The 25,195-nt window shown below is 71.4% G+C and carries 20 protein-coding genes and 1 pseudogene; 17 read left to right on the forward strand and 4 right to left on the reverse strand.

Features of this window, described 5'->3' with window-relative positions; genetic code table 11:
- Positions 1-30: 30 nt before the first annotated feature.
- Positions 31-597, reverse strand: coding sequence for a P-loop NTPase family protein (locus FJ657_RS09750; RefSeq protein ID WP_141163451.1), 567 nt, complete (start codon positions 595-597; stop codon positions 31-33).
- Between the two features lie 2 nt (positions 598-599).
- Positions 600-1,649: an acyltransferase family protein gene (locus tag FJ657_RS09755; RefSeq protein WP_141163452.1), complete on the reverse strand. Its 1,050-nt coding sequence runs from the start codon at positions 1,647-1,649 to the stop codon at positions 600-602.
- Between the two features lie 246 nt (positions 1,650-1,895).
- Here FJ657_RS09755 and FJ657_RS09760 point away from each other — a divergent pair, with 246 nt between their 5' ends.
- The 5 genes and pseudogenes from FJ657_RS09760 to FJ657_RS09780 all read left to right on the forward strand — a co-directional run bounded on the left by FJ657_RS09760 (position 1,896) and on the right by FJ657_RS09780 (position 7,813).
- A complete protein-coding gene (locus tag FJ657_RS09760) occupies positions 1,896-2,573 on the forward strand; it encodes an NUDIX hydrolase (protein ID WP_141163453.1) in 678 nt (225 codons plus the stop codon).
- A gap of 9 nt (positions 2,574-2,582) precedes the next feature.
- Positions 2,583-3,845: pseudogene (gene nadA / locus FJ657_RS09765) on the forward strand (quinolinate synthase NadA); the annotation flags it as partial.
- A 166-nt stretch (positions 3,846-4,011) separates the two neighbouring features.
- Complete coding sequence (nadB, locus tag FJ657_RS09770) at positions 4,012-5,739, forward strand: L-aspartate oxidase (protein ID WP_255447248.1); 1,728 nt, start codon at positions 4,012-4,014, stop codon at positions 5,737-5,739.
- Positions 5,736-6,584 carry a carboxylating nicotinate-nucleotide diphosphorylase gene (gene nadC / locus FJ657_RS09775; protein WP_141163456.1) on the forward strand — a complete coding sequence of 283 codons (849 nt, stop codon included), beginning with the start codon at positions 5,736-5,738 and terminating at the stop codon, positions 6,582-6,584. The genes nadB and nadC overlap by 4 nt, the downstream gene beginning before the upstream one ends.
- Before the next feature lie 8 nt (positions 6,585-6,592).
- Positions 6,593-7,813: a cysteine desulfurase family protein gene (locus FJ657_RS09780; RefSeq protein WP_141163457.1), complete on the forward strand. Its 1,221-nt coding sequence runs from the start codon at positions 6,593-6,595 to the stop codon at positions 7,811-7,813.
- Positions 7,814-8,209: 396 nt separating this feature from the next.
- Here FJ657_RS09780 and FJ657_RS09785 read toward each other — a convergent pair whose 3' ends face one another.
- Entirely contained in the window at positions 8,210-9,154 is a 945-nt protein-coding gene (locus FJ657_RS09785; RefSeq protein WP_255447249.1) for a LysR family transcriptional regulator, read from the reverse strand.
- A 76-nt stretch (positions 9,155-9,230) separates the two neighbouring features.
- On the opposite strand from FJ657_RS09785, the gene FJ657_RS09790 reads away from it, so the two are divergent.
- The 5 genes from FJ657_RS09790 to FJ657_RS17400 all read left to right on the forward strand — a co-directional run bounded on the left by FJ657_RS09790 (position 9,231) and on the right by FJ657_RS17400 (position 13,970).
- A complete protein-coding gene (locus FJ657_RS09790) occupies positions 9,231-10,310 on the forward strand; it encodes an aminotransferase class V-fold PLP-dependent enzyme (RefSeq protein ID WP_141163459.1) in 1,080 nt (359 codons plus the stop codon).
- 63 nt (positions 10,311-10,373) lie between these two features.
- On the forward strand, positions 10,374-11,759 hold the full coding sequence (locus tag FJ657_RS09795) for a glycine--tRNA ligase (RefSeq protein WP_141163460.1): 1,386 nt from the start codon (positions 10,374-10,376) through the stop codon (positions 11,757-11,759).
- Positions 11,760-12,057: 298 nt separating this feature from the next.
- Positions 12,058-13,134, forward strand: coding sequence for a type IV toxin-antitoxin system AbiEi family antitoxin domain-containing protein (locus tag FJ657_RS09800; protein WP_141163461.1), 1,077 nt, complete (start codon positions 12,058-12,060; stop codon positions 13,132-13,134).
- 27 nt (positions 13,135-13,161) lie between these two features.
- A complete protein-coding gene (locus tag FJ657_RS09805; RefSeq protein WP_219995893.1) occupies positions 13,162-13,845 on the forward strand; it encodes a DsbA family oxidoreductase in 684 nt (227 codons plus the stop codon).
- Complete coding sequence (locus FJ657_RS17400; RefSeq protein ID WP_255447250.1) at positions 13,842-13,970, forward strand: hypothetical protein; 129 nt, start codon at positions 13,842-13,844, stop codon at positions 13,968-13,970. The genes FJ657_RS09805 and FJ657_RS17400 overlap by 4 nt, the downstream gene beginning before the upstream one ends.
- Before the next feature lie 10 nt (positions 13,971-13,980).
- Here the strand turns inward: FJ657_RS17400 and FJ657_RS09810 are convergent, their stop codons facing one another.
- The gene (locus FJ657_RS09810) at positions 13,981-14,451 is read right to left on the reverse strand and encodes an aminoacyl-tRNA deacylase (RefSeq protein WP_141163979.1); all 471 of its coding nucleotides are present in this window, start codon (positions 14,449-14,451) and stop codon (positions 13,981-13,983) included.
- Between the two features lie 238 nt (positions 14,452-14,689).
- Between FJ657_RS09810 and dusB the strand changes: the two genes are divergently transcribed.
- From dusB to FJ657_RS09845, 7 genes are all read left to right on the forward strand, one after another.
- On the forward strand, positions 14,690-15,844 hold the full coding sequence (dusB, locus tag FJ657_RS09815) for a tRNA dihydrouridine synthase DusB (protein WP_255447251.1): 1,155 nt from the start codon (positions 14,690-14,692) through the stop codon (positions 15,842-15,844).
- Positions 15,837-17,117, forward strand: coding sequence for a deoxyguanosinetriphosphate triphosphohydrolase (locus FJ657_RS09820; protein ID WP_141163463.1), 1,281 nt, complete (start codon positions 15,837-15,839; stop codon positions 17,115-17,117). The genes dusB and FJ657_RS09820 overlap by 8 nt, the downstream gene beginning before the upstream one ends.
- Positions 17,118-17,343: 226 nt before the next feature.
- A complete protein-coding gene (dnaG, locus tag FJ657_RS09825; RefSeq protein WP_141163464.1) occupies positions 17,344-19,299 on the forward strand; it encodes a DNA primase in 1,956 nt (651 codons plus the stop codon).
- 171 nt (positions 19,300-19,470) lie between these two features.
- The gene (locus tag FJ657_RS09830) at positions 19,471-21,114 is read left to right on the forward strand and encodes an ABC transporter substrate-binding protein (protein ID WP_141163465.1); all 1,644 of its coding nucleotides are present in this window, start codon (positions 19,471-19,473) and stop codon (positions 21,112-21,114) included.
- Between the two features lie 114 nt (positions 21,115-21,228).
- Complete coding sequence (locus tag FJ657_RS09835; RefSeq protein ID WP_141163466.1) at positions 21,229-22,320, forward strand: ABC transporter permease; 1,092 nt, start codon at positions 21,229-21,231, stop codon at positions 22,318-22,320.
- Entirely contained in the window at positions 22,320-23,432 is a 1,113-nt protein-coding gene (locus FJ657_RS09840) for an ABC transporter permease (RefSeq protein WP_141163467.1), read from the forward strand. Before FJ657_RS09835 ends, FJ657_RS09840 begins: the two co-directional genes overlap by 1 nt.
- On the forward strand, positions 23,429-25,099 hold the full coding sequence (locus tag FJ657_RS09845) for an ABC transporter ATP-binding protein (protein WP_141163468.1): 1,671 nt from the start codon (positions 23,429-23,431) through the stop codon (positions 25,097-25,099). The genes FJ657_RS09840 and FJ657_RS09845 overlap by 4 nt, the downstream gene beginning before the upstream one ends.
- Positions 25,100-25,195 lie beyond the last annotated feature (96 nt).

Consider the following 25,195-nt stretch of genomic DNA (forward strand, 5'->3'; position numbering starts at 1 on the left):
CGTCAGCGGTCGAGCGCCAGCCGTCTCCCCTCACCGTGGCGGATGCGTGATCAGGCGATGGGCGAATCGCGCCGCCTCGGCGGGACTGCCGAGGCGCACGATCGTCAGGTCGGGGCGCTCGGCGGCGATCCGCGGCACGCGCTGCCGGTACTTGTCGCGCGTGGCGATGGTCCAGCGCAGGATGTTGTCGTCGGGCCGGGTGAAGAAGGTGTGCAGCGGCGGCTCGACGTTGCCCGCCCAGAGCACCTCGCGGCGCAGCCGCCGGCGCACCGTCCGTCGCGCCGCGCGCTGGAAGGTCACCCGGAACGGGTGGTCGATCCAGACGAGCAGGTCGGCGCGGTCGAGCAGCCGCTCGCGCACGAGCCGGTACGACCACTCGGTGACCCAGCGCTCCCCGGCGATCAGGGCGTCCACGTCGTCGGAGAACTGCGGACGCGGCGTCCATGCGGGACCCCAGTGCAGCGAGTCGATGTCGGTGTGCGGCAGGTCGAGGATGCCGCCGAGTCGCGCAGCGAGCGTCGTCTTGCCGCTGCCCGCGACCCCGCAGACGAGCACACGACGGGGGCGGTGCGGCAGCGGCTGGTCGGCGGAGAGCACGGTCACACCCCAGCACGGCCGACGCCGGTGAGGGCGCGAGGTGCAGAGAACAGCCAGGGGAGCCGCAGTCGGGTGAGCGCCCACCACAGCGCCAGGGGGAAGGCGAGGCCCGCCGCCGTTCCGAGCACGATCTGCGCGGTCGGGTCGTCGACTCCGAATCGCTGCAGGGCGATGCGAGCGCCCGCGGTGGCGAGGATATGCGCGAGGAAGATCTCCAGCGAGCGCTCGCCCAGCAGCGCCAGCAGGCGGGTGAGGGGGCCGAGGCGCGACAGCGCACGGGCGAGCGCGAGGGTCGCGGCGGTGCCGAGCACCGAGGCGAGCACGCCGAGCGCGACGGAGGTGAGGGTGCGGTCGGAGCCGCCTTCGGTCGGCGCCGTCGTCGCACCGCCGAGCACGGCGGCGAGCACCGCCGACAGCAGCGCCGCGGCGAGCAGAGCTCGCACGGGTCCCAGCCGACCGAGCACGCGCTGCAGGCCGCGCGAGCCGACCAGGCATCCGACCAGATAGAAGCCGGTCAGCGCGAGCCCGGAGCCGCCGACCACGCTCCAGCCGAGGCCCCAGAATCCGAGCGAGCCGATCGCGATGACCAGGCCGACGACGCGGCGGGCGCCTCCACGCCAGGGCAGGACGAGCGCCGCGATCGTCGTCGCGACGATGAGCCAGCCCAGGAACCAGAACTGGTCTTTCGGCACCCACAGCTCGAGCACCTCGACGGGGGAGCGGGGACGGTTGACGAGCGAGGAGAGCGCGACCGTGACGAGTCCCTGCAGCAGCGACCAGAGCAGGTAGAGCCAGGCGAAGAGCACGAGTCGCGCGCGCAGGTAGCGGGCGGCGCCGTCGCGCTCGACGCCGCGCGCCACGAAGAGGCCGGCGAGCAGCGCGAAGACGGGCAGGTGCACGAGGTACAGGACGCGGTCGAGGGTCGCGATGCCCGGCAGCGATCCATCGAGGAGCCCGGCGCGGATGAGTCCCCGCTCGACGTGCCCGAGCACGATGCCGATGATCGCGAGGCCGCGCGCGACGTCGATCGCGGCATCCCGAGCAGTGCTCATGCGCTCACGGTAGCGCCGGGGGAGGACGAGGGCGAGGGCCGCGGTCGGAAGCGGGCATCGACACCGCCGTCGACACCGTCGTCGACACCGGATCCGCGGACCGTGCCCTCGGAGATCGACGTGCGCCGCCCCGGTTAGTGTCGCGCGGACCCTAAGTGCTAGACTCTGTTCAAGTCACAACGACTATTACTCGCGCCGGCCGTCTCGACGACTGACGCGGATGACATCCCGAGAACGGAGACGCAGATGCCCGGCATCGACCTCGCCGTCTCCACCGTCATCTTCGCCCTGCGCCCCTGTGCCGACGGCGCCGCCCGCGTCTGGCTTCCGCTGGTGCGCCGCACGCGCGATCCCTTCGCCGAACGCTGGGCGCTGCCCGGCGGCGTCGCCGACCTCGACGAGAGCCTCAGCGCGACCGCCGCCCGCAAGCTGTTCGAGACGACGGCCCTGCAGCCGGCCTACCTCGAACAGCTCTACGCCTTCGGCGAGCCCGACCGCTCACCGACGGGCCGGGTCGTCTCCATCGTCTACTGGGCGCTCGTGCGCGCCGAGCAGGCCGAGGCCTCCACCGTCGACGACAACGTGCGCTGGTTCGAGGCCGACGCCCTGCCCGAGCTCGCCTTCGACCACAACCTCATCGTCGACTACGCCCTCTGGCGGCTGCGCACCAAGATGGAGTACTCGCGCATCGCCCACGCCTTCCTCGGCGAGACCTTCACCCTCAGCGAGCTGCGCCAGGTGCACGAAGCCGTGCTCGGCAAGCCGCTCGACCCCGCCAACTTCCGCCGCCAGGTGGAATCCAGCCCCGCGATCGTGCGCACCGAGCAGCACGTGACCGGGGGTCGTCATCGTCCGCCGCGGCTCTATCGCTACGACGCCGACATCGAGCTGGTCGACAACGGCCCGCTCAGCGCACGCAGCTAGGAGAACCTCGTGCCTTCCGTCGACACCCTCATCCAGACCATCCGCACCACCGGTGCGGGTGCGAGCTGCACCCCCGACCTCGCCAAGGGCCCGTGGGAGTTCGACCGCGTCACCGGCTACGGCCCGGGATCGTCGATGGGCGACGTCATCCCCGTCGGCGCTCCGCGGCAGGGAGCGCTGCCCGAGGAGTACCGACTCGCCTCGAACGACCAGCTGCACGACCGCATCCGCGCCGCCAAGGAGACCCTCGGCAGCCGGGTCGTCATCCTCGGCCACTTCTACCAGCGCGACGAGATCGTGCAGCACGCCGACTTCCTCGGCGACTCCTTCCAGCTCGCGAACGCCGCGCAGACGGTGCCCGAGGCCGAGACGATCGTCTTCTGCGGCGTGCACTTCATGGCCGAGACCGCGGACATCCTCGCCAAGCCGACGCAGAACGTGATCCTGCCGAACCTGGCCGCGGGCTGCTCGATGGCCGACATGGCCGACCTCGACTCGGTCGAGGAGTGCTGGGCGCAGCTCGAGGAGCTGTACGGCACCGAGCCGGATGCCGACGGCCGCGTGCCGGTCATCCCGGTCACCTACATGAACTCGAGCGCCGCGCTCAAGGGCTTCTGCGGTCGCCACGGCGGGATCGTCTGCACCTCCTCGAACGCCGAGACCGTGCTCGAAGACGCCTTCGCACGCGGACAGCGCGTGCTGTTCTTCCCCGACCAGCACCTCGGGCGCAACACCGCGAAGAAGATGGGCGTCGCGCTCGAGCAGATGCCGATGTGGAACCCGCGCAAGCCCCTCGGCGGCTCGACGTCGGAGCAGCTGCACGACGCCCGCGTCATCCTCTGGCACGGCTTCTGCTCGGTGCACAAGCGCTTCAACGTCGGCCAGATCGAGGCTGCCCGTGCCGAGTTCCCCGGCGTGCGCGTGATCGTCCACCCCGAGTGCCCCATGGAGGTCGTCGACGCCGCCGACGAGGCGGGATCGACCGACTACATCCGCAAGGCCGTCGCCGCGGCCACCGAGCCGACCACCTTCGCGATCGGCACCGAGATCAACATGGTCAACCGGCTCGCGGCCGAGTTCCCGCAGCACACGATCTTCTGCCTCGACCCGGTGGTCTGCCCGTGCTCGACTATGTACCGCATCCATCCCGGCTACCTCGCCTGGGTTCTCGAGGAGCTCGCCGCAGGCCGCAGTCCCAACGTCATCGAGGTCGACGAGGTCACGGCGGTGGATGCGCGGCTCGCGCTCGAGCGGATGCTCGCCCTCCGCCCGAAGCCGATGCCCGGCGACCCCGCCCCGGCGAGCACGGCGCACGCGCCGGCGCCCCGCTCGCGTGAGGGTGTGGCGGATGCGGTCGCGGCGTCGGGCGGCGACGTGGCGAACGCGGGCTCGGGCGCGACCGCCGGCGCCGGCGTCACGCCGGTCATCGGAGCCTGACGTGCGCGTCCTGGTGGTCGGCTCGGGCATCGCCGGCCTGATCGCCGCGTACCGCGCCAGCCAGCGGCACGACGTGGTGCTGGTGACGAAGGCCGCGGCCGGCGAAGCCAACACCGCCTACGCGCAAGGCGGCATCGCGGCCGCGCTGTTCCCTGACGACAGCGCCGAGTCGCACGCGGCCGACACGCTGCGCGCTGCCGACGGGCTCGCCGACACCGAGGCCGTGCGCGTGCTGACCTCGGAGGGGCCCGCCCGCGTGCGCGAGCTCATCGAGCTCGGCGTCGCCTTCGATCGCGACCGTGCCTCGGGCGAGCTCGCGCGCGGGCACGAGGCCGCTCATTCCGCGCGCCGCGTCGTGCACGCGGGCGGTGACGCGACCGGCCGCGAGATCGAGCGCGCCCTGCTCTCGGCTGTGCGCGCCTCCGCGGTCGCCTTGCACGAGAACACCGCCCTCGCGGAGCTCATCCTCAGCGAGGGCCGGATCGTCGGCGCTGAACTGCTCGGGCCCGACGGTCTGATCGTCGAGCCGGCGGATGCGGTGATCGTCGCGACCGGCGGCGCCGGTCGCCTCTTCGCGCACACAACGAACCCGGCCGTGACGACGGGAGACGGCGTCGCGGCAGCGTGGCGAGCCGGAGCCGAGCTCACCGACGTCGAGTTCTACCAGTTCCACCCGACGGCGCTGGCCGTTCCGGGAACCCCGCTGATCTCGGAGGCGGTGCGCGGCGACGGCGGTGTGCTGCTCGACGAGCACGGGCGCCGCTTCATGCTCGACGTGCACCCCGATGGCGAGCTGGCTCCGCGCGATGTCGTCGCCCGGGGAATCGCGGCGGCGATGGCGCGCCAGAACGGGCGTCCGGTGCTGCTCGACGCGACCGTGCTCGGCGCCGACTATCTCGAGCGCCGCTTCCCCGGCCTGACCGCCACGACGCGCGCCCACGGATTCGACTGGGCGACCGAGCCCATCCCCGTGACCCCGGCAGCGCACTACTGGATGGGCGGCGTCCGCACCGACGTCGACGGACGCACCAGCCTGCCCGGCCTGTTCTGCGTCGGCGAGGCCGCCTGCACCGGCGTGCACGGGGCGAACCGCCTCGCCTCGAACTCGCTGCTCGAGTCGCTCGTCTTCGCCGAGCGCGCCGCCGCAGCGCTCGACGTGGCGTGGCGCCCGCTCGCGCCGCTCCCGCGCGGCGAGGTGCGCACGGTCGCGCCGGTCGCGCCGCCGCACGCCAGCACTCCCGTCGGCCTGTCGGAAACTCAGGCAGACCCGTTCGAGCGCCCCGAGTCGGCGTCGGAGTCTCACGCCGACGAGATCGCCCGCATCCAGAGCATCATGTGGGACCACGTCGGTCTGGAGCGGTCGGCTGAGAGCCTCGAGCAGGCCGGCCGGCTGCTCGCAGCGATCCCTCGCGACTCGGCGGCGCCGGGCGACATCGCGGCGCTGGAGGCCCGGAATCTCGCGGAACTCGCGACTCTGATCGTGGATGCCGCGCGCTATCGCGAGGAGTCGCGGGGCGCCCATTTCCGGCGTGACCACCCGGCTCCGGACCCGGCGTGGCAGCGCCGAGTCAGCTGGATCCAGCGCGCGAGTCATGCATCCGCCGCGCCGAGCTCGTCGAGTGACGGACCCCGGTCCGCCACCGGCTCGCCTGAGTTTCCGACATCGGCGGATGCTCCCGCGACGACGATCACCTCCACAGGAACCACGACGAGAGCGACCCTGGCATGACCCCCGAGCAGATCGATGACGTCCTCCGCCGCGCGCTGGCCGAAGACGCCCCTTGGGGCGATGCGACCTCCGAGGCGTTCCTGCCCGCCGGCGCGCCGGCGATCGCCGTGCTGGCCGCGCGCGAGGCCGGCGTGCTGAGCGGGATCGAGGTCTTCGCGCGCACGTTCACGCTGATCGAGCCGACGGCGGAGGTCGAGCTGCTCGCCGTCGACGGCGACCGCTTCGCACCCGGTGCCGAGCTCGCGATCGTGCGCGGCAGCGCGCGTTCGGTGCTGCGCGCCGAACGCGTCGCGCTGAACCTCGCCCAGCGGATGTCGGGCATCGCCACGCAGACTGCGCGCTACGTCGACGCGGTCGCGGGAACCCGGGCCCGCGTCGTCGACACCCGCAAGACCACCCCGGGACTCCGCGCGCTGGAACGCCACGCGGTTCGCAACGGCGGCGGTCACAACCACCGCTTCTCGCTCAGCGACGCGGTGCTCGCCAAAGACAACCACCTCGCCGTCCTGCAGGCGCAGGGCATCGGGCTCGGCGATGCGATCCGGAGCGTGCGCGCTCGCCTCGGCCACACGACGCACCTCGAGGTCGAGGTCGATCGCATCGACCAGATCGAGGAGGTCGTCAGCGCCGGCGTGGACACGATCATGCTCGACAACTTCACGCCGGAGCAGCTCGTCGAGGGGATCGCCGTGGTCGCCGGACGAGCTCTGGTCGAAGCGAGCGGCGGGGTCTCACTCGAGACCGTCGCGGCCATCGCCGCCACCGGCGTCGACGTGATCTCGGTGGGCGCTCTGACGCACAGTGTGCGCGCGCTCGACCTGGGCCTCGACGTGCGGGTGGGCTAGGCCCCGCCATGCTCTACCTCGATCACGCCGCCACGTCGCCGGTGCGCCGCGAGGTGCTCGAGGCGATGTGGCCGTGGCTGACCGGCGAATTCGGGAATCCGTCGAGCACTCACGACCTCGGCCGTCGCGCCGCCGAGGGGCTGGCGGATGCCCGCCGCCGCATCGGGGCCCAGCTCGGATGCCGTGGGTCCGAGATCGTGCTCACCTCCGGCGGAACGGAGGCCGACAACCTCGCCGTCAAGGGGATCGTGCTCGCGTCACCGCGCGGACGACACGTGGTCACGACCCCGATCGAGCATGAAGCGGTCCTCGCCGCCCTCGAGCAGCTGGAGCGCCTCCACGGAGCGAGCGTGACGCTGCTCCCGGTCGACCGGGCCGGTCGCGTCGACCCGGCTGCTCTCGCGGCGGCACTGCGCGACGACACCGCCCTGGTGAGCATCCAGCACGCGAACAACGAGGTCGGCACCGTGCAGGCGATCGCCGAGCTCGCAGAGGTCGCGCACGCGCGCGGCGTCCCGTTCCACACGGATGCCGTGCAGTCGGCGGCCTGGTTCCCGGTCGGGCTCGGACAGCTGGGTGTCGACGCGCTCACGATCTCGGGGCACAAGCTCGGCGCACCGAAGGGGGTCGGCGCTCTCGCCGTCCGGGCGGGCATCCCGCTCGAGCCGGTGATCGCCGGCGGCGGTCAGGAACGCGGACGCCGCTCCGGCACCGAGAACGTGGCGGGCGCGGTCGCGCTGGCTGTCGCACTGGAGTCCACGCGCGCCGAGACCGAGGAGCGCTCGGCCGCGGTCGCCGTCGCGCGCGACGCCCTGATCGACGAGGTCGAGCGCCGGGTGGCGATCGCCGCGTTGACGGGCGCGGATCCGCGAGCGTCGTCGTTCGGCTCGCCGGGACCCGTGGTCTCGGGGCAGCCGCGAGACATCGGTGCGCAGCGGGATGCCGGCGGCCGGCTGCCCGGAACCGCATCGTTCGTGCTGCCCGGCGTGAGCGGAGAGGCGGTGCTGCTCGAGCTCGAGCAGCTCGGCATGATCGGCTCGAGCGGTTCGGCCTGCGCCGCCGGACGCGACGAGGCCTCGCACGTGCTGCTGGCGCTCGGCTACGACGAGGATGTCGCCCGCACCGCGATCCGCTTCACTCTGGCGTCGGACTTCACGAACGACGATGCCGTGCGCGTCGCCGAGGCCCTCGCGGCCGCGGTCGATCGCGTGCGAGCGCTGGCGCCCTGAGGATCCGCTCGGCGCCGACCCGTCCCACGCCGATGCGCTGAGCCGGCATCTCTCGGCCACGTCAGACCCGGCCGCGCCAGACCCGGCCCGGCCGAGCCTGCCCCGGCGCGACGGCGCCAGCACCCAGGCCACCGCGCCGTCGCCGCGCTCTGTCGGAAACTCAGGCACAGCGGTCGGCCGACAGCGCGAGATGCCCGGCCGGGAACGCCCTGCCTGAGTTTCCGACGGGATGCGCGGCCGAGTGGGGCGACGCGGTCGTCTCCGGCTGACCCGGGTGCGCACACGCGGCACGGCGTCCTCACACGCCTGCGCACCGCGGCGCCGGCCCGTCGATCCGACAGCCCGGACCCGAACATGTCGACGCTGTGACGCTGCGGACCTGAGCGCGTCCGTCGCTCAGACGACGGCCGCCTCCGGTGCGACCGCCGCGAACCCGGCCCAGCGTCGTTCGGCGATCGCGAGCGTCGCACCGATCGCGGGCACTCGGCGGCCGCCGACGCGCCCGACGATCCGCACCGCTCGATCGCTGGTGGGTGCGGTCGGCCGCACGACGACCGTCTCCGGCACCGCCGCCGTGCGCAGCGCGAGGCGGGGGAGCAGCGCCACCCCCAGTCCCTCGCCGACGAGGTGCAGCACGGCCGTCGAGTTGTCGGTCTCGAGTCCGATGTCGGGATCGACGCCGACCGCCTCGCAGGCGGCGAGCAGATGTCCTCGGCAGAGCGGGCATCCCGCGATCCAGCGCTCGTCCGCCAGGGCCGTCAGCTCCACGGCTTCAGAATCCGCCTCCGCGTGCGACCGGGGCAGCACGACCGCCACCGGATCGGCGAAGAGCTCGACGACCTCGAGGTTCTCGTCCCGGTGCGGGTCGGCGCGGTCGCCGGGGTAGGCGAAGGTGATCGCGAGGTCGACGAGCCCGTCGCGCAGCAGGCTCAGCGCCTCGGGCGGCTCGGCTTCGACGTAGCTGACGGCGAGCCCGGGATGCGCGGCTCGCAGCGCACCGAGCAGTCCCGGCACGAGGGTCGACGAGGCGGTCGGGAACGCCGCGAGCCGCACGCGCCCGTGCTCGAGGCCGGCGAGCCCGGCCAGTTCGCCCGCTGCGGCCTCCACGGCCGAGCCGATCTGCACCGCGTGTCGCGCCAGGGCTTCGCCCGCTTCGGTGAGCTGGGATGCGCGTCCGACCCGCTGCACGAGCGGCATCCCGATCCGGCTCTCGGCGCGCTGGAGGTGCTGGCTGATGGCGGGCTGGCTGTAGCCGAGAGCGCGGGCTGCGCCCGAGATGCTGCCGTGCTCGGCGATCGCGCGCACGATGCGCAGCGAGTGGAGGTCGATCTCGGGGTCCATATGCATAACCCTAGACACGGTCATCCAATCGGAACATCCTGTTGTGCAATATTACGTCGCGCGGGACCGTGGACTCATGACCGCGCTGATCCTCGCCGACGCCGCCGCCGAGTTCGCCGGCGCGCGCGGATACCTCGCCGCCGCGACCTCGGGACTCCCGCCCCGACGCGCGGTCGAGGCCCTGCGCACCGACCTGGACGCGTGGACATCCGGTCGTCGCGACGCGAAGGGCTACGACGACGTCGTGCGCGCGACCCGCGAGGCCTACGCCCGACTCGTGCAGGTGCCGGTCGACCGGGTCGCGATCGGGTCCCAGACCTCGGCTCTCGTCGCACTGATCGCCGACGCTGTGCCCGCGGGCGCTGAGGTGCTGCTCGCCGACGGCGACTTCGCCTCACTCATGTACCCCTTCCTCGTGCGCACCGAGGTGAGCACGCGCGTCGTCCCGCTCGCCGACCTCCCCGATGCCATGACCTCGAGCACCTGGCTCACCGCGTTCTCGCTCGTGCAGTCCGCGACGGGAGAGGTCGCCCCGGTCGCCGACATCGTGGCCGCCGCTCACCGCACCGGCGCGCGCACGCTCGCCGACCTCACCCAGGCCGCGGGAGTCCATCCCGTCGACGCCGCGCTCTTCGACGCCACGGTCGGCCACGCCTACAAGTGGCTCTGCTCGCCGCGCGGCGTCGCGTTCCTCACCATCTCGCCCGAGTTCGCCGACCTCGTGACTCCGAGACAGGCCGGCTGGTACGCCGGCGACGACGTCTGGGCGAGCTGCTACGGGCCGGACATCCACCTCGCCGCCGACGCCCGCCGTTTCGACGTCTCGCCGGCCTGGGAGGCGTGGGTCGGAGCCGAGCAGTCGATCGCGCTCTTCGCCGAGCTCGACATGGCCGAGGTCTGGCAGCACGCGAGCGGTCTCGGCGACTTACTGGCGACGACGCTGGGATGCGCGCCGCAGCGTCAGGCGATCGTCACCTGGCCCGACCCTGAGGGAGCAGCCCTCGCCGCGCTGGGCGCCGCCGGGCTCCGCGCCTCGGGCCGAGCCGGGCGGGTCCGGCTCGCCTTCCACCTCTGGAACACGGCCGAGGATGTCGCCCGCGCCGCCGACGCGCTCGCGCCGCTGCGCCCGCACCTCGCCGTGGCCGCCCGCCGCTAGGCTGGACGCCCCAACGCCCTCGCCGCGCATCCAGCCCGGCAGAACCTCCAGGAGCAGCACTTCGTGGCCAAGCAGCCGTCCGCCCTCGACTCGATCATCTCTCTCGCGAAGCGCCGCGGGTTCGTCTACCAGGCGGGCGAGATCTACGGCGGTTCGCGCTCCGCGTGGGACTACGGGCCCCTCGGCACGGCGCTCAAGGAGAACATCAAGCGCCAGTGGTGGAAGTTCATGGTGCAGACGCGCGACGACATCGTCGGCATCGACTCCAGCGTCATCCTGCCGAAGCGCGTGTGGGAGGCGTCCGGCCACGTCGAGGTCTTCACCGACCCGCTCGTCGAGTCGACCGTGACCCACAAGCGCTATCGCGCCGATCACCTCTGGGAGGCCTTCGAGGCGAAGCACGGCCGCGAGCCGGAGAGCTGGGACGAGGTCCCCGACCCCGAGACCGGTCAGCGCGGAAACTGGACCGAGCCGCGCGCCTTCAGCGGCATGCTCAAGACCTACCTCGGACCGGTGGATGACGAGGCCGGCCTGCACTACCTCCGCCCCGAGACCGCGCAGGGCATCTTCACGAACTTCGCCAACGTCGTGTCGAGCGCGCGGATGAAGCCGCCGTTCGGCATCGCCCAGGTCGGCAAGAGCTTCCGCAACGAGATCACGCCCGGCAACTTCATCTTCCGCACGCGTGAGTTCGAGCAGATGGAGATGGAGTACTTCGTCGAGCCCGGCACCGACGAGACCTGGCACCAGTACTGGATCGACCAGTGCGAGAACTGGTTCCTCGGGCTGGGATTGAACGCCGACAACCTGCGTCAGTACGAGCACCCGAAGGAGAAGCTCTCCCACTACTCGAAGCGCACCGTCGACCTCGAGTACCGCTTCGGCTTCACCGGCGGCGAGTGGGGCGAGCTCATGGGCGTCGCGAACCGCACCGACTACGACCTCGCGACCCACTCGAAGGAGTCGGGCGTCGACCTGTCCTACTTCGACCAGACCAAGAACGAGCGCTGGACGCCCTACGTGATCGAGCCGGCCTTCGGCCTCACCCGCGCGCTCATGGCTTTCCTGGTCGACGCCTACTCCGAGGATGAGGCGCCCAACACGAAGGGCGGCGTCGACAAGCGCACGGTGCTGCGGCTCGACCGCCGGCTCGCGCCCATCAAGGTGGCGGTGCTCCCGCTCTCGCGCAACGAGGCGCTCACGCCCGTCGCGAAGGAGCTCGCCGCGAACCTGCGCGAGCTGTGGGCGATCGACTTCGACGACGCCGGCGCGATCGGACGCCGCTACCGCCGTCAGGACGAGATCGGCACCCCGTTCGCGGTCACGGTCGACTTCGACACCCTCGAGGACAAGGCGGTGACGGTGCGCGAGCGCGACACGATGTCGCAGGAGCGCGTCTCGCTCGACCGTCTCGAGAGCTACCTCGCGGAGCGGCTCCGCGGCGCCTGAGCGCCGCATCCGCGCACACGCTCGCGATCCGCTTCGGGTCCCGTCGGCCACCGGCCGGCGGGACCCTCGCCTTTCCCGCACTTTCCCGCGCGCCTCACGACCGCTGCTGTGTCGGAAACTCAGGCAGCGCTCCTCGGATTCGCCGGATTCCGGCCCGATCGGGTCTGGCGGGGCGCCGCTGCCTGAGTTTCCGACATCCGTGCGATACGACTCCGTCACAGGGAGCGGATCACCGCTGTTGTGCACCGATCGGGGTTCGCGAGCCACACCGTCGGCGCCGGGACTTCAAGCTCGTCGCATGCAGGTCGAGGAGTGGGTCGAGCGCGCCGGAGGGTTCGCCCGTACGCGTCAGCTGCTCGCGGCGGGAGCGACCGAGCGGATGCTCACCTCTGCGGTGCGCACTGGCCGGCTTCGACGCGCTCGCAACGGCTGGTACTCGACGCGCGAGGCCGACGATCCCGAGTTCCGCGCCGCCCGCGTCGGCGGGATGCTCGCGGGCCTCTCCGCGCTCCGCATCCTCGGCGTCTGGGAATGGCAGGCCGATCGGGTGCTCCGGGTGGTGGTGCGGCACGGCGATTCGCGACTGCGATCCTCGACGGGGCGACGTCGCCCGCGTGACCGATTCGACCGACGAGTCCGCGTCTCCTGGGATGCGGAGCTCCCGCGCCGCGGTCCGGATGCCACGACTCTCGAGCCGCTTCTGGATGCGCTGGTCCGCGTCGTGCGCGAGGAACCTGACGACGTCGCCGCGCTCGCGCTCGATTGGGCCTGCTGCGAAGGACGGATCGATCGGGTCGCCGTCGAATGGGTCCTGAAGCGATGCGGCCGAGCCGGTCGCCGGGTTGCGCGTCTGATGGACGCGCGATCGCAGAGCCTGCTGGAGAGCGTCACGCGCATCCGGCTGCTCCGGCGCGGACACAGAGTCAGATCTCAGGCCCCGCTGTCGGGCGGAGGTGACATCGATCTGCTCATCGACGACTGCGTAGCACTCGAGTGCGATGGCCGCCGCTTCCACGAGGGTCGTTTCGTGCGCGACCGCGAGAAGGACCTGCTGATCCTGACGGAGGGGATGACGCCGGTGCGCGTCGGCGCCGACCACATCCGCGACGGCTGGCCGCTTGTGCTGACGGCGCTCGACGCCGCGCTCGCCCGCCACCGTGCCGCTCGCACCTCCGCCGCCGAACACTCCGCCGAACGCTCCGCAGGAAACTCAGGCAGAGCGGCGCGCTTCTCGCGTCGACGCCTGCAAGACAGGGCCGGCGCCGACCCACCGCCTGAGTTTCCGACAGCGCGGGGAACAGGGGGGCAGAGAGCGGGTGACGGGTCGGGATACGCGTGCGGGAGGGCGCCGGCGGGATCGGCACGGCGGGAATAGGCGGAGGGCGCTCGCGTTGCACCCGTCGTGAGCAACGCCCCCATCAAGGTCGACATCTGGTCCGACGTTCAGTGCCCCTGGTGCTACATCGGCAAGCGCCGCTTCGAGACGGCCGCCGAGGCCTTCGGGGGTGACGTCGAGGTCGAGTACCACTCCTTCGAGCTCGCTCCCGACACGCCCGTCGACTACGAGGGGACCCCGGTCGACTACCTGAGCGACCGCAAGGGCGTCTCGCGCGAGCAGGCCGGTCAGATGATCCAGCGCGTCACGGGCATCGCCGAGAGCGTCGGACTCGACTACCACTACGACGACATCCACCAGACGAACACGGTGCTCGCGCACGAGCTGCTGCACTGGGCGAAGTCGCAGGGCCGTCAGCTCGACCTCAAGGAGCGTCTGCTGAAGGCCTACTTCGTGGATGGGCGCCACGTCGGACGTCCCGAGGACCTCGCCGATCTCGCCGCCGAGATCGGCCTCGACCGCGACGAGGCGCTCGCTGTGCTGAACGATCACCGTCACCTCGCCGACGTCAAGGCCGATGTCGCGCAGGCGGCCGCCTACGGCATCAACGGCGTTCCGTTCTTCGTCATCGACGGGAAGTACGGCGTCTCGGGTGCGCAGGAGTCGGCGACATTCCAGCAGGTGCTCGAGACCGTGGCAGCCGAGCGCGCGACGGCTCCGGCCGACGACGTGGATGAGGTGCGCGCGTGAGCGGCACCGGCACGGGCGCGGCGTCCGTGCCCGCATTCACGATGGTCGGCACGGATGCGCCAGTCTGCATCGACGGCGTCTGCGAGATCCCAGGTGCAGGCGTCGACGCCGAGACCTCGGCCTAGCGCCAAGCGGTCAGCTCGCGTCGCGCGGGTTGGTGATGTCGGCGACGGTGGCATCGAACCCGCTGAGGAGCGCATCCGCGTCCACGTAGAGCGTGCGCCCCGCGCGCCCGGCGCCCATCGAGACCCGGCGTCCGCGGATTCGCTCGTCGGCGTACACGGGCCACGCGGTGGTCGATCCGAAGGGCGTGATCGTGCCACGCACGTAGCCCGTCGCCGCGAACGCCGCATCCGGATCGGGCAGGCGCAGCTTGTTGACGCCAACCACCGCACGGAGTTTGGCCCAGGCGATCTGCCGATCGCCCGGAACCAGGGCCAGCAGGTAGTCGCCGTCGTGACGCTTGACCACCAGGGTCTTGACGATGTCGGCGGGTGAGATCCCGCGCAGTGCGGCGGCCTCGTCGAGCGAGCCGGCGATCTCGGTCGCCTGCAGCTCGATCGGGATGCCGCGCGCCGCCGCGTCAGCGACCACCCGATCCGTCATGTCCGAGTCCGCGCCCGTCTCTCCGGCTGCCGAGGATGACGTCGGCGCGAACACGACGCGCTCGGTGCTGTCGGCGGCGTCGGCGGTGGCGATGTCGTCGGCGGGGTCCTGCGGGGCGCTCATGCCCCGATCATCCCAGCCGGCACCCGACGCTCGCCGGACCTCGACGACCAGGACCACCCGGATGCGGGACCGGCGAACGGAGCGAGCGCCTCGCCGCGTCTGGGAGAATGGATGCGTGTCCACCGTTCTCGCGCCCGCCGCGCCGCTCTCGATCGGGCCGCTGACGCTCGACGTCCCGGTCGTGCTCGCGCCCATGGCGGGCATCACCAACACCGCCTTCCGCCGTCTGTGCCGCGAGTACGGCGCGGGCCTCTACGTCAGCGAGATGATCACGAGCCGTGCGCTCGTCGAGCGCACGCCGGAGAGCATGCGCCTCATCCAGCACCACGAGTCGGAGACGACGCGCTCGATCCAGCTCTACGGCGTCGACCCGAAGACGGTCAGCGAGGCCGTGACGATGCTCGTCGCTGAAGACCGCGCCGATCACATCGACCTCAACTTCGGCTGCCCGGTTCCGAAGGTCACCCGCAAGGGCGGGGGAGCGGCACTGCCGTGGAAGCTCGACCTCTTCCGCGCGATCGTCGAGGGCGCCGTCAAGGCCGCCGGCGACATCCCGCTCACCGTCAAGATGCGCAAGGGCATCGACGCCGACCACCTGACCTACCTCGAGGCCGCGCGCGCCGCGCAGGGCGCCGGGGTCGCGAGCATCGCCCTGCACGCGCGCACCGCGGCGGAGTTCTACTCGGGCACGGCCGACTGGTCGGCCATCACGAAGCTCAAGGAGACGATCACCGACACCCCGGTGCTCGGCAACGGCGACATCTGGAGCGCGGCGGATGCCGTGCGCATGGTCGAGCAGACCGGCTGCGACGGCGTCGTGGTCGGTCGTGGCTGCCTCGGCCGCCCGTGGCTGTTCGGCGACCTCGCGGCGGCGTTCCGCGGCGAGGAGCTGAAGGCCGAGCCGACGCTCGGCGAGGTCGCGATCGCGTTCCGCCGTCACGCCGAGCTGCTGGTCGACTTCTTCGACGACGAGAACCGCGCCTGCCGCGACATCCGCAAGCACGTCGCCTGGTACTTCAAGGGCTACGCCGTCGGCGGCGAACTGCGCGCCGCGCTGGCCGCGTCGAGCAGCCTCGACGAGATCGACGAGCTGCTCGCGCGGCTCGACCACGACCAGCCCTACCCGGGCGCGGATGCCGAGGGCCAGCGCGGTCGCGCCGGAACTCCGAAGGTCCCGAGCCTGCCCGAGAACTGGCTCGACAGCCGCGAGCTGCCGGAGTCGTTCCGCGCCGAGCTCACCGCCGCCGAACTGCACCACAGCGGTGGCTGAGCCGCACGGTTCGCACGGGCAGATCACCCCCGGCTACGACGACGTCGATGCCGAGCGCTGGCTGCCCGAGCGCCATTCCACCCGCCGCAGCGACTTCGCTCGCGACCGTGCCCGCGTGCTGCACTCGAGCGCGCTGCGCCGTCTCGCCGCGAAGACGCAGGTGCTGAGTCCCACCGCCGGGCTCGACTTCGCCCGCAACCGGCTCACGCACTCCCTCGAGGTCGCACAGGTCGGCCGCGAGCTCGCGGCGAGCCTGGGGCTCGATCCCGACGTCGTCGACACGGCGTGCCTCGCCCACGATCTCGGGCATCCGCCGTTCGGTCACAACGGGGAGCGCGCCCTCAACGAGTGGTCGCTCGACATCGGCGGTTTCGAGGGCAACGCGCAGACACTGCGTCTGCTGACGCGGCTCGAGCCGAAGGTGTTCCGCCGTGAGGCGGACGGCTCGGCCACGAGCGTCGGACTCAACCTGACGCGCGCCAGCCTCGACGCGAGCTGCAAATACCCGTGGCCCGAGCAGCACGGCATCCCCGACCCGTCAGGCCGCAGCAAGTTCGGCTTCTACGCCGACGACTTCCCGGTCTTCGAGTGGCTGCGCGCCGGGGCTCCTGAGCGCGTCCGCTGCATCGAGGCCGAGGTCATGGATCTCAGCGACGACATCGCCTATTCGGTGCACGACTTCGAGGATGCGATCGTCGGCGGCTTCCTCGACGTGAGCGCGCTGAGCGCCCGCGTCGATCACGCCGACCTCGTCGACGCGATGTTCGACTGGATCGGCGGCGAGATCGGCAAGGACGACCTGATGGCCGCCTTCGACCGCCTCGATGGCCTGCCCTTCTGGATCGACCGCTGGGACGGCAGCCGGGCCGACCTCGCGCGTCTGAAGAACCTCACGAGCCAGCTGATCGGGCGGTTCGCCCACGAAGCCGTGCACGCGACGCGCCACGCCTACTCGGGGTCGCTCGCGCGATTCGGCGGCTCCGTCGTCGTGCCGGCCGAGACCCGTGCCGAGATCGCCGTGCTCAAGGGCGTCGTGGCGGCGAACGTCATGTCGACGAACGCGCGCCAGCCGCTCTATGCGGCGCAGCGCGGCATCCTCACCGAACTCGCGGACCAGCTGTGGGCGACCGGACCGGAGCACCTGGATGCCGGCTTCGCGGCCGACTGGGCCGACGCGGCCGATGACACCGCGCGTCGTCGCGTGATCGTCGACCAGGTCGCCTCGCTGACTGACCAGTCGGCCATGAGCCGCCACGAGCGCCTCGTCGGCTGACGCCACGTCACCTGACGCTGCGCCGCCGGACGCCGCTCCGACGTCACTCGGCGGTCTGTCGGAAACTCAGGCAGAGCCCGCGCTCGCCCTCGGCGAGTCGTCATCCATGCACGGCTATCGCCGCACTTGCCTGAGTTTCCGACACTGGACCACGGCGGGCCCGGGGACGGACTCGGGGTGGGGACAGCGCGCGGCGGAGGCGACGCCGGAAAAGTAGGATTCATCCATGCCCGGCCTCATCCGACAGAGCGACATCGACGAGGTGAGGGCGCGCACCAACATCGCCGACATCATCGGCGAGTACGTGACGCTCAAGAGCGCGGGCGTGGGGTCGATGAAGGGCCTGTGCCCTTTCCACGACGAGCGCAGCCCGAGCTTCCACGTTCGCCCGCAGGTCGGCTTCTACCACTGCTTCGGCTGCGGCGAGGGCGGCAACGTCTACACCTTCCTGCAGCGCATGGATCATGTCAGCTTCCGCGAGGCGGTCGAGCGGCTCGCCGGGCGCATCGGCTTCGAGCTGCACTACGAAGACGGCGGCGAGGCGAAGAGCGATTACGGCAGCCGCGCCCGCCTCATCGCGGCGAACACCGCGGCCGAGACGTTCTTCCGCGAGCAGCTCGCGACTCCCGAGGCGCAGCTCGCCCGCGACTTCCTCGGCGGCCGCGGATTCGACGAGGCCGCGGCCGATCACTTCGCGGTCGGCTTCGCGCCGAAGTCCTTCGACGCGCTCGGGTCCGCGCTCAAGGCCCAGGGCTTCTCGCAGGAGGAGCTGATCACCGCCGGACTGCTCTCCACGAACGACCGCGGCAACGCCTACGACCGCTTCCGCGGCCGGCTGATCTGGCCGATCCGGGATGTGACGGGCGCGACGATCGGCTTCGGCGCGCGCAAGCTGCTGCCCGACGACCAGGACAAGGGTCCGAAGTACCTCAACACCCCCGAGACGCCGATCTACCACAAGAGCCAGGTGCTCTACGGGCTCGATCTGGCCCGCCGCGACATCGCGCGCGGCAAGCAGGTCGTCGTGGTCGAGGGCTACACGGATGTCATGGCCTGCCACCTCGCGGGCGTCACGACCGCGGTCGCGACCTGCGGCACGAGCTTCGGCGTCGACCACATCAAGGTCGTGCGCCGGGTGCTCGGCGACACCGACACGACGGGTGAGGTCATCTTCACCTTCGATCCGGACGAGGCGGGTCAGAAGGCCGCGACGCGAGCCTTCGCGGAGGAGCAGCGCTTCGCGGCGCAGACCTTCGTGGCGGTGGCGCCGGCGGGGCTCGATCCCTGCGACCTGCGCCTGAACCGCGGCGACGGCGCCGTGCGTCAGCTGATCGACGATCGCAAGCCGATGTTCGAGTTCATGGTGCGGCGTCAGCTGGCCGCACACGACCTGGAGACGGTCGAGGGGCGCGTCGCGGCGCTGCGCTCGGCGGCGCCGGTCGTGGCGGGCATCCGTGATCGCGCCCTCAACGCCGGGTACGTGCGCAATCTCGCCGGCTGGCTCGGCATGGACCCGAACGAGGTCGGCCGCGCGGTCAACGCCGCGCGCGCCCGTCTCGCGAACACACCGGACGGCGGCGACCGCGGCGAGCGTCCCGGCGACCGTCGCGGCCACGATGGCCCGGCCGCGGGTGCGGGATACGACGACCGCGGCGCCGGAACGGGCGGGATGCCCGGTGATCCGTCGCTCGCGACCCCGCCCGAGATCCGTGTCGACCTCACGATGCTGCCGACCGATGTCGGCTCGCGTCTCGAGCGCGACGCGCTCATGGCGATCCTGCAGCGTCCGGGCGCGATCGGCGCCGAGCTCATCGGCGAGGCTGTGCGCTCGCGCTTCTCGAACGAGACGCTCTCGGTCGTGCGCGACGGAATCGGCGCCGCCCTCGATCGGGTCGAGGATCCGGCATGGATGACGATCGTGGCCGGCGAGGTGCCGAGCATGTACGCGAGCCTCGTCTCCCAGATGGGCGTGGCTCCGCTGCCCGCGCGCAGCACTCAGGTCGATGCCTACGCGCAGCGCGTCGTGGTGAACGTCGTCGAGCGCGAGCTCGTGCGGCGCAAGGCCGATCTGCAGGGTTCGCTGATGCGCGCGCAGTCGAGCGGCGACGGCGTCCGCGCCGCCGAGCTGAGCCGCGAGCTGCTCGCGATCGAGACGCAGCGCCGGCGGCTCACGGGGGAGTGACGGCGCGTGTTTCGCGCAGGTGACGATCCCGTCCCGAATGCTCGCTGAATCCCGTTCGGGCCGCGCCCCGTGCTAAGACTGTGGGGCGCCGTCGCACGACACCGCTGTCATGACTCCGTCCTGGCATCGCGCCACGGCTCGTCCCCCTGCACAGAGATGAGGACCATCACCATGAGTTCCGCTTTCAGCTCGCGACGTGCGCGTATCCTCGCCGCCGCCGCGGGCACCGCGACCCTCGCCGTCGTCCTGGCCGGCTGCGCCGGCGGGGGAGGAGGCTCCAGCGACGGAGACCTGCTCGTCGTCGGCACGACCGACAAGCTCACGACGCTCGACCCGGCCGGCTCGTACGACAACGGCTCGTACAACGTGCAGACCCAGGTCTTCCCGTTCCTGGTGAACACCGCCTACGGCAGCCCGGATGTCGAGCCCGACATCTCGACCTCCGCCGAGTTCACGGCGCCGACCGAGTACACGGTCAAGCTCAAGAAGGGTCTGAAGTTCGCCAACGGCAACGCGCTGACGAGCTCCGACGTGAAGTTCAGCTTCGACCGCGTCATCAAGATCAACGACCCCAACGGCCCGTCGTCGCTGCTCGCGAACCTCGACAGCATCTCGACGCCCGACGACACCACGGTCGTCTTCAAGCTCAAGAGCGCCGACCAGACCTTCCCGCAGGTGCTCTCGAGCCCGGCCGGTCCGATCGTCGACGAGGACACCTTCTCGGCGACGAAGGTCACCCCCGACGCCGATGTGGTCAAGGGCGACGGCTTCGCCGGCCAGTACCGCATCGAGAAGTTCTCGCTCAACAAGCAGATCAGCTTCCTGCCGAACAAGGACTACGACGGCCTGCTCGGCAAGCCGAAGAACGCCGGCATCCTGCTGAACTACTACGCCCAGTCGTCGAACATGAAGCTCGAGGTGCAGAAGGGCGAGATCGACGCGGCCACGCGGAGCCTGACCCCGACCGACGTCGCCGACCTGCGCAAGGACTCGAAGCTGAAGGTCTGGGACGGCCCCGGCGGCGAGTCGCGCTACATCACCTTCAACTTCCGCACGCAGCCCTACGGCACCGAGACGCCCGAGGCCGACCCGGCCAAGGCGCTCGCCGTCCGCCAGGCCTTCGCTGCCTCGGTCGACCGCGAAGCGCTCGCGAAGGATGTCTACAAGGACACCTACACGCCCGCCTACTCGGCTGTTCCCGAGGGCCTGACCGGTGCATCCACGCCGTTCAAGGACCTCTACGGCAAGGACGGCAAGCCGGACGTGACGCAGGCGGCGAAGTTCCTCTCCGACGCCGGTGTGCAGACCCCGGTGCAGATCGACCTGCAGTACAACCCCGACCACTACGGCGAGAGCTCGGCGGATGAGTACGCGGCGATCAAGAGCCAGCTCGAGGAGACCAAGCTCTTCACGGTCAACCTCAAGTCGACCGAGTGGGTGACGTACTCGAAGGAGCGCGTCAACAGCTACCCCGTCTTCCAGATGGGCTGGTTCCCCGACTTCTCCGACGCGGACAACTACCTGAGCGTGTTCTTCCTCCCGGGCAAGGACGCGGACGGCAACCCGGTCGGCGGCGGCTTCCTGCAGAACGGCTACGAGAACGACGCCATCACCAAGGCGATCCAGGGCGAGCAGACCGAGCAGGACAAGGCCAAGCGCACCGCCCTGATCGAGGAGGCGCAGAAGATCGAGGCGCAGGACATCTCGATCCTGCCGCTGCTCACCGGCAAGCAGGTCGTCGTGACGAGCAAGGACATCAAGGGCGTCACGCTCGACGCCTCGTTCAAGTTCCGCTTCGCCCCGCTGGAGAAGTGACCGCGGCGCTGACGCAGCTGTGACACGGGGGAGGGGACGGCACCACCGTCCCCTCCCTTCCGCACAAACGAGCTCCCGACCCCCGAGCTCGCCGAACGACCCGACAGGCTCTTCATGACGACCACCACGGAGGCTCCGGCCTCACCCCCGACCGCCGCCAAGCCGGCGCGGTCGAAGTCCGGCGGAGGCGGCCTCGCCCGCTATCTGCTGGTGCGCTTCCTCCTGATCTTCCCCACCGTCTTCATCCTCGTGACGATGGTGTTCCTGTTCATGCGGGTCACCGGCGACCCGATCACCGCGGCGCAGGGCGGACGCCTCAGCCCCGCGCAGCTGCAGGAGCGCATCCACGAGGCCGGCTACGACCGGCCGATCCTCGTGCAGTACGTCGAGTACCTGGGCCAGATCGCCCGCGGCGACTTCGGCACGAGCATCACCGACCACCAGCCGGTGACGCAGATCCTGTTCCAGTACGGCGGCGCGACGCTCGAGCTCGCGTTCTACTCGCTGATCGTGGCGCTCATCGTCGGCATCCCGCTCGGCATGCTGGCCGCCTACCTGCGCGACCGCTGGCCCGACGCGGTCCTCCGCATCTTCGCGATCCTCTGCTACGCGACCCCGGTCTTCTTCGCGGGTCTGCTGCTCAAGCTGGTCTTCTCGGTCTGGCTGGATGTGCTGCCGGTCGCCGGCCGCGCCTCAGCCCGCACCGAGCTGCAGATCACGAGCATCGACGACCCGACGGGCATCTACCTGATCGACGCGATCCGCACCGGCAACCCGAACATCATCGGCGACGTGCTCTCGCACGCGGTGCTGCCGGGCGTCGCACTCGGCCTGCTGACCGCCGGCATCTTCCTGCGCCTCGTGCGCACGAACGTCATCGGCACCTTCTCGATGCCCTACGTGGATGCGGCGCGCTCGCGCGGCGTGAGCGAGTCGCGTCTCGTGCGCAAGCACGCGCTGCGGCCCGCTCTCGTGCCGATCATCACCGTCATGGGTCTGCAGATCGCGATGCTGCTCGGCGGCGCCGTGCTGACCGAGACGACCTTCGAGTGGGAGGGCCTCGGCTTCCAGGTGGCGCACTACCTGCAGGCACGCGACTTCGTCGCCGTGCAGGGCATCGTCGCCCTGCTCGCCGTGATCGTCGCCGTCACCAACTTCATCGTCGATGTCATCGCGGCGATCGTCGACCCCCGAGTGAGGTTCTGATGTCTCTGAACTCCACCCCGGTGGCCTCCACCGAGAACCCCCGGTCGCTGCGCGCGATCTGGCGTCGTCTGCCCGTCATCCACCACCTGCGGCAGAGCGTCGGCCTGCAGCGCGGCATGCTCGTCGCGGGTCTGATCATCACGGGCCTCTTCGTGCTCGTCGCGATCTTCGCCCCGCTGCTCGCGCCCTACGGCTACGGCCAGCTGCGCGACGACTCCGGCCGCTTCGCGCCGCAGCAGCCCCCGGGCCCGGCTCATCTGCTCGGCACCACCGTCGGCGGCTACGACGTGCTCTCGCGCGTGATCTGGGGCTCCCAGACGGCGCTGCTCGTCATCGTCTTCGCCGTGCTGTTGTCGATCTTCGCCGGCATCCTGCTCGGGCTCGTCTCGGGCTACCTCGGCGGCTGGGTCGACCGGGTGCTGGTCGTCATCGCGGATGCGGTATACGCCTTCCCGACCCTGCTGCTCGCGATCGTCACGGCGATCGTCATCACGGGCGGCGAGTCCGACCTGCTGGGCGGCATCCTCGCGGCGGCGATCTCGATCACGGTCGTGTTCATCCCGCAGTACTTCCGCGTGATCCGCGCGGAAGCCGTGCGCGTGAAGTCGGAGGCCTTCGTCGAGAGCGCCAAGGTCATCGGCGCGAAGGCGCCGCGCGTCATGTTCCGGCACGTGCTGCGCAATTCGACCCGCACGCTGCCGCTGATCTTCACGCTCAACAGCTCCGAGGCGATCTTGACCCTCGCGGGCCTCGGCTTCCTCGGCTTCGGCATCGAGCCGACCAAGGCGGCGGAGTGGGGCTACGACCTCAACAAGTCGCTGTCGGATGTGACGGCAGGCATCTGGTGGACGAGCGTCTTCCCGGGTCTCGCGATCGTGCTCGTGGTGCTCGGCATCACGCTGATCGGCGAGAGCCTGAACGACCTCGCCGACCCGCGCCTGCGCGCCCGGCGTCGCCGTCGCGGCGCGACCGCGGCGGACGCGGCGGCGTCCGCACCGCTCGGCTCGCCGGCGTCCGCGACGGATGTCGTGGGTGTGACCAGCGCCTCCGAGGCGGCTGCGGCATCCTCGACCGCGACGACCGGCATCGACGACCAGGAGGCGGGCCGATGAGCGCCACGCAGACCACCGGTGCGGCGTCGACCGACGCAGCCGTCGACATCCGCGACCTGGATGTCGTGTTCACGACCGACGGCGGCGATGTGCACGCCGTCGACCACGTCTCGCTGCAGGTGCAGCCGGGAGAGGTGCTGGCCATCGTCGGCGAGTCGGGCAGCGGCAAGACCGTGACCGCGCGCACGATCCTCGGGCTGCTGCCGGAGACCGCGACCGCGACCGGCGCCGTGCTGCTGCGCGGCACCGACGTCGTCTCGGCGTCGCCGGCGCTGCTGCAGCAGCTGCGCGGGGCCGATGCGGCGATGGTCTTCCAGGAGCCGTCGACCGCGCTCAACCCGGTGTACACGGTCGGCTGGCAGATCGCGGAGGGCCTGCGCGCCCACGCGAAGCTGAGCAAGGCCGCGGCGCGGACGAAGGCGATCGACATCCTGCGGCGGGTCGGCATCCCCGAGCCGGAGGAGCGCGTCGATTACTACCCGCACCAGTTCTCGGGCGGGCAGAAGCAGCGCGTCGTCATCGCGATGGCCCTCGTGCTCGACCCGGCCGTGATCGTCGCCGACGAGCCGACCACGGCGCTCGACGTGACCGTGCAGGCCGAGATCCTCGACCTGCTGCGCCGCTGCCGCGACGAGTTCGGCACCGCGATCGTGCTCATCACCCACAACATGGGCGTCGTCGCCGACCTCGCCGACCGCGTCGTGGTCATGTACCGCGGCGAGACCGTCGAGACCGCGCCCGTCGGCGAGCTCTTCGCGAACCCGCAGGCCGACTACACGAAGGCGCTGCTCGCCGCGGTGCCGAAGCTCGAGATCGTCGACCGGGCCCAGCCCGAGCCGGCGGCGCCGCTGGTCAGCGCACGCGATCTCGTCATCCAGTACCCCGGCCGCCTCGGGCGTCCCGGCTTCACCGCGGTCGACGGCGTCTCCTTCGACCTCGGTCCGGGCGAGGTGCTCGGTCTGGTCGGAGAGAGCGGCTCGGGCAAGACGACGATCGGGCGCGCGATCGCCGGTCTCACGAAGGTCACCGGCGGTTCGCTCGACGTGCTCGGCGTCGAGATGAACGGGATGCGCGAACGCGACTTCCGGCCGCGCCGCCGCGAGATCGGCTTCGTCTTCCAGGACCCGGCGACGAGCTTCAACCCGCTGCTGACGATCGCGCAGTGCGTGGCCGAGCCGCTCATCGTGCACGGCGTCGCCCGCGACGCCTCGGCCGCGCGCGGACGGGTCGACGAGCTGCTCGAGGCGGTGCAGCTGCCGCGCGCCTACGGCGACCGCTTCCCGCACGAGCTCTCGGGCGGCCAGCGGCAGCGCGCCTCTCTCGCTCGCGCGCTCGCGCTCGACCCGAAGCTGCTCATCGCCGACGAGCCGACGAGCGCGCTGGATGTGTCGGTTCAGGCGCGCGTGCTCGAGCTCTTCGCCGAGCTGCAGGAGCGCTTCGGCTTCGCCTCGCTGTTCATCACGCACGACCTCGCGGTCGTCGACCAGCTCGCGCACCGCGTCGTCGTGCTGCACCGCGGACAGGTCGCCGAGCAGGGGCGCGCCGCCGAGGTGCTGGGGTCTCCGCAGGACCCGTACACGCGGCGTCTGCTGGCCTCGCTCCCCGTGCCCGACCCGGTGCGGCAGGCCGAGCGTCGCGAGGAGCGCCGCCGGGCCGCGGATGCCTGACCCGGCGCCCGGGGCGAACCCGGATGCCGCTCCCGCCCGGAGCGTGACAGCATGAGTGCGACGGCGCCGACGGCATCCGGCGTCCGGAAGGGGATC

The sequence above is a fragment of the Schumannella soli genome, from assembly GCF_006517435.1.
Taxonomy (GTDB): domain Bacteria; phylum Actinomycetota; class Actinomycetes; order Actinomycetales; family Microbacteriaceae; genus Schumannella; species Schumannella soli.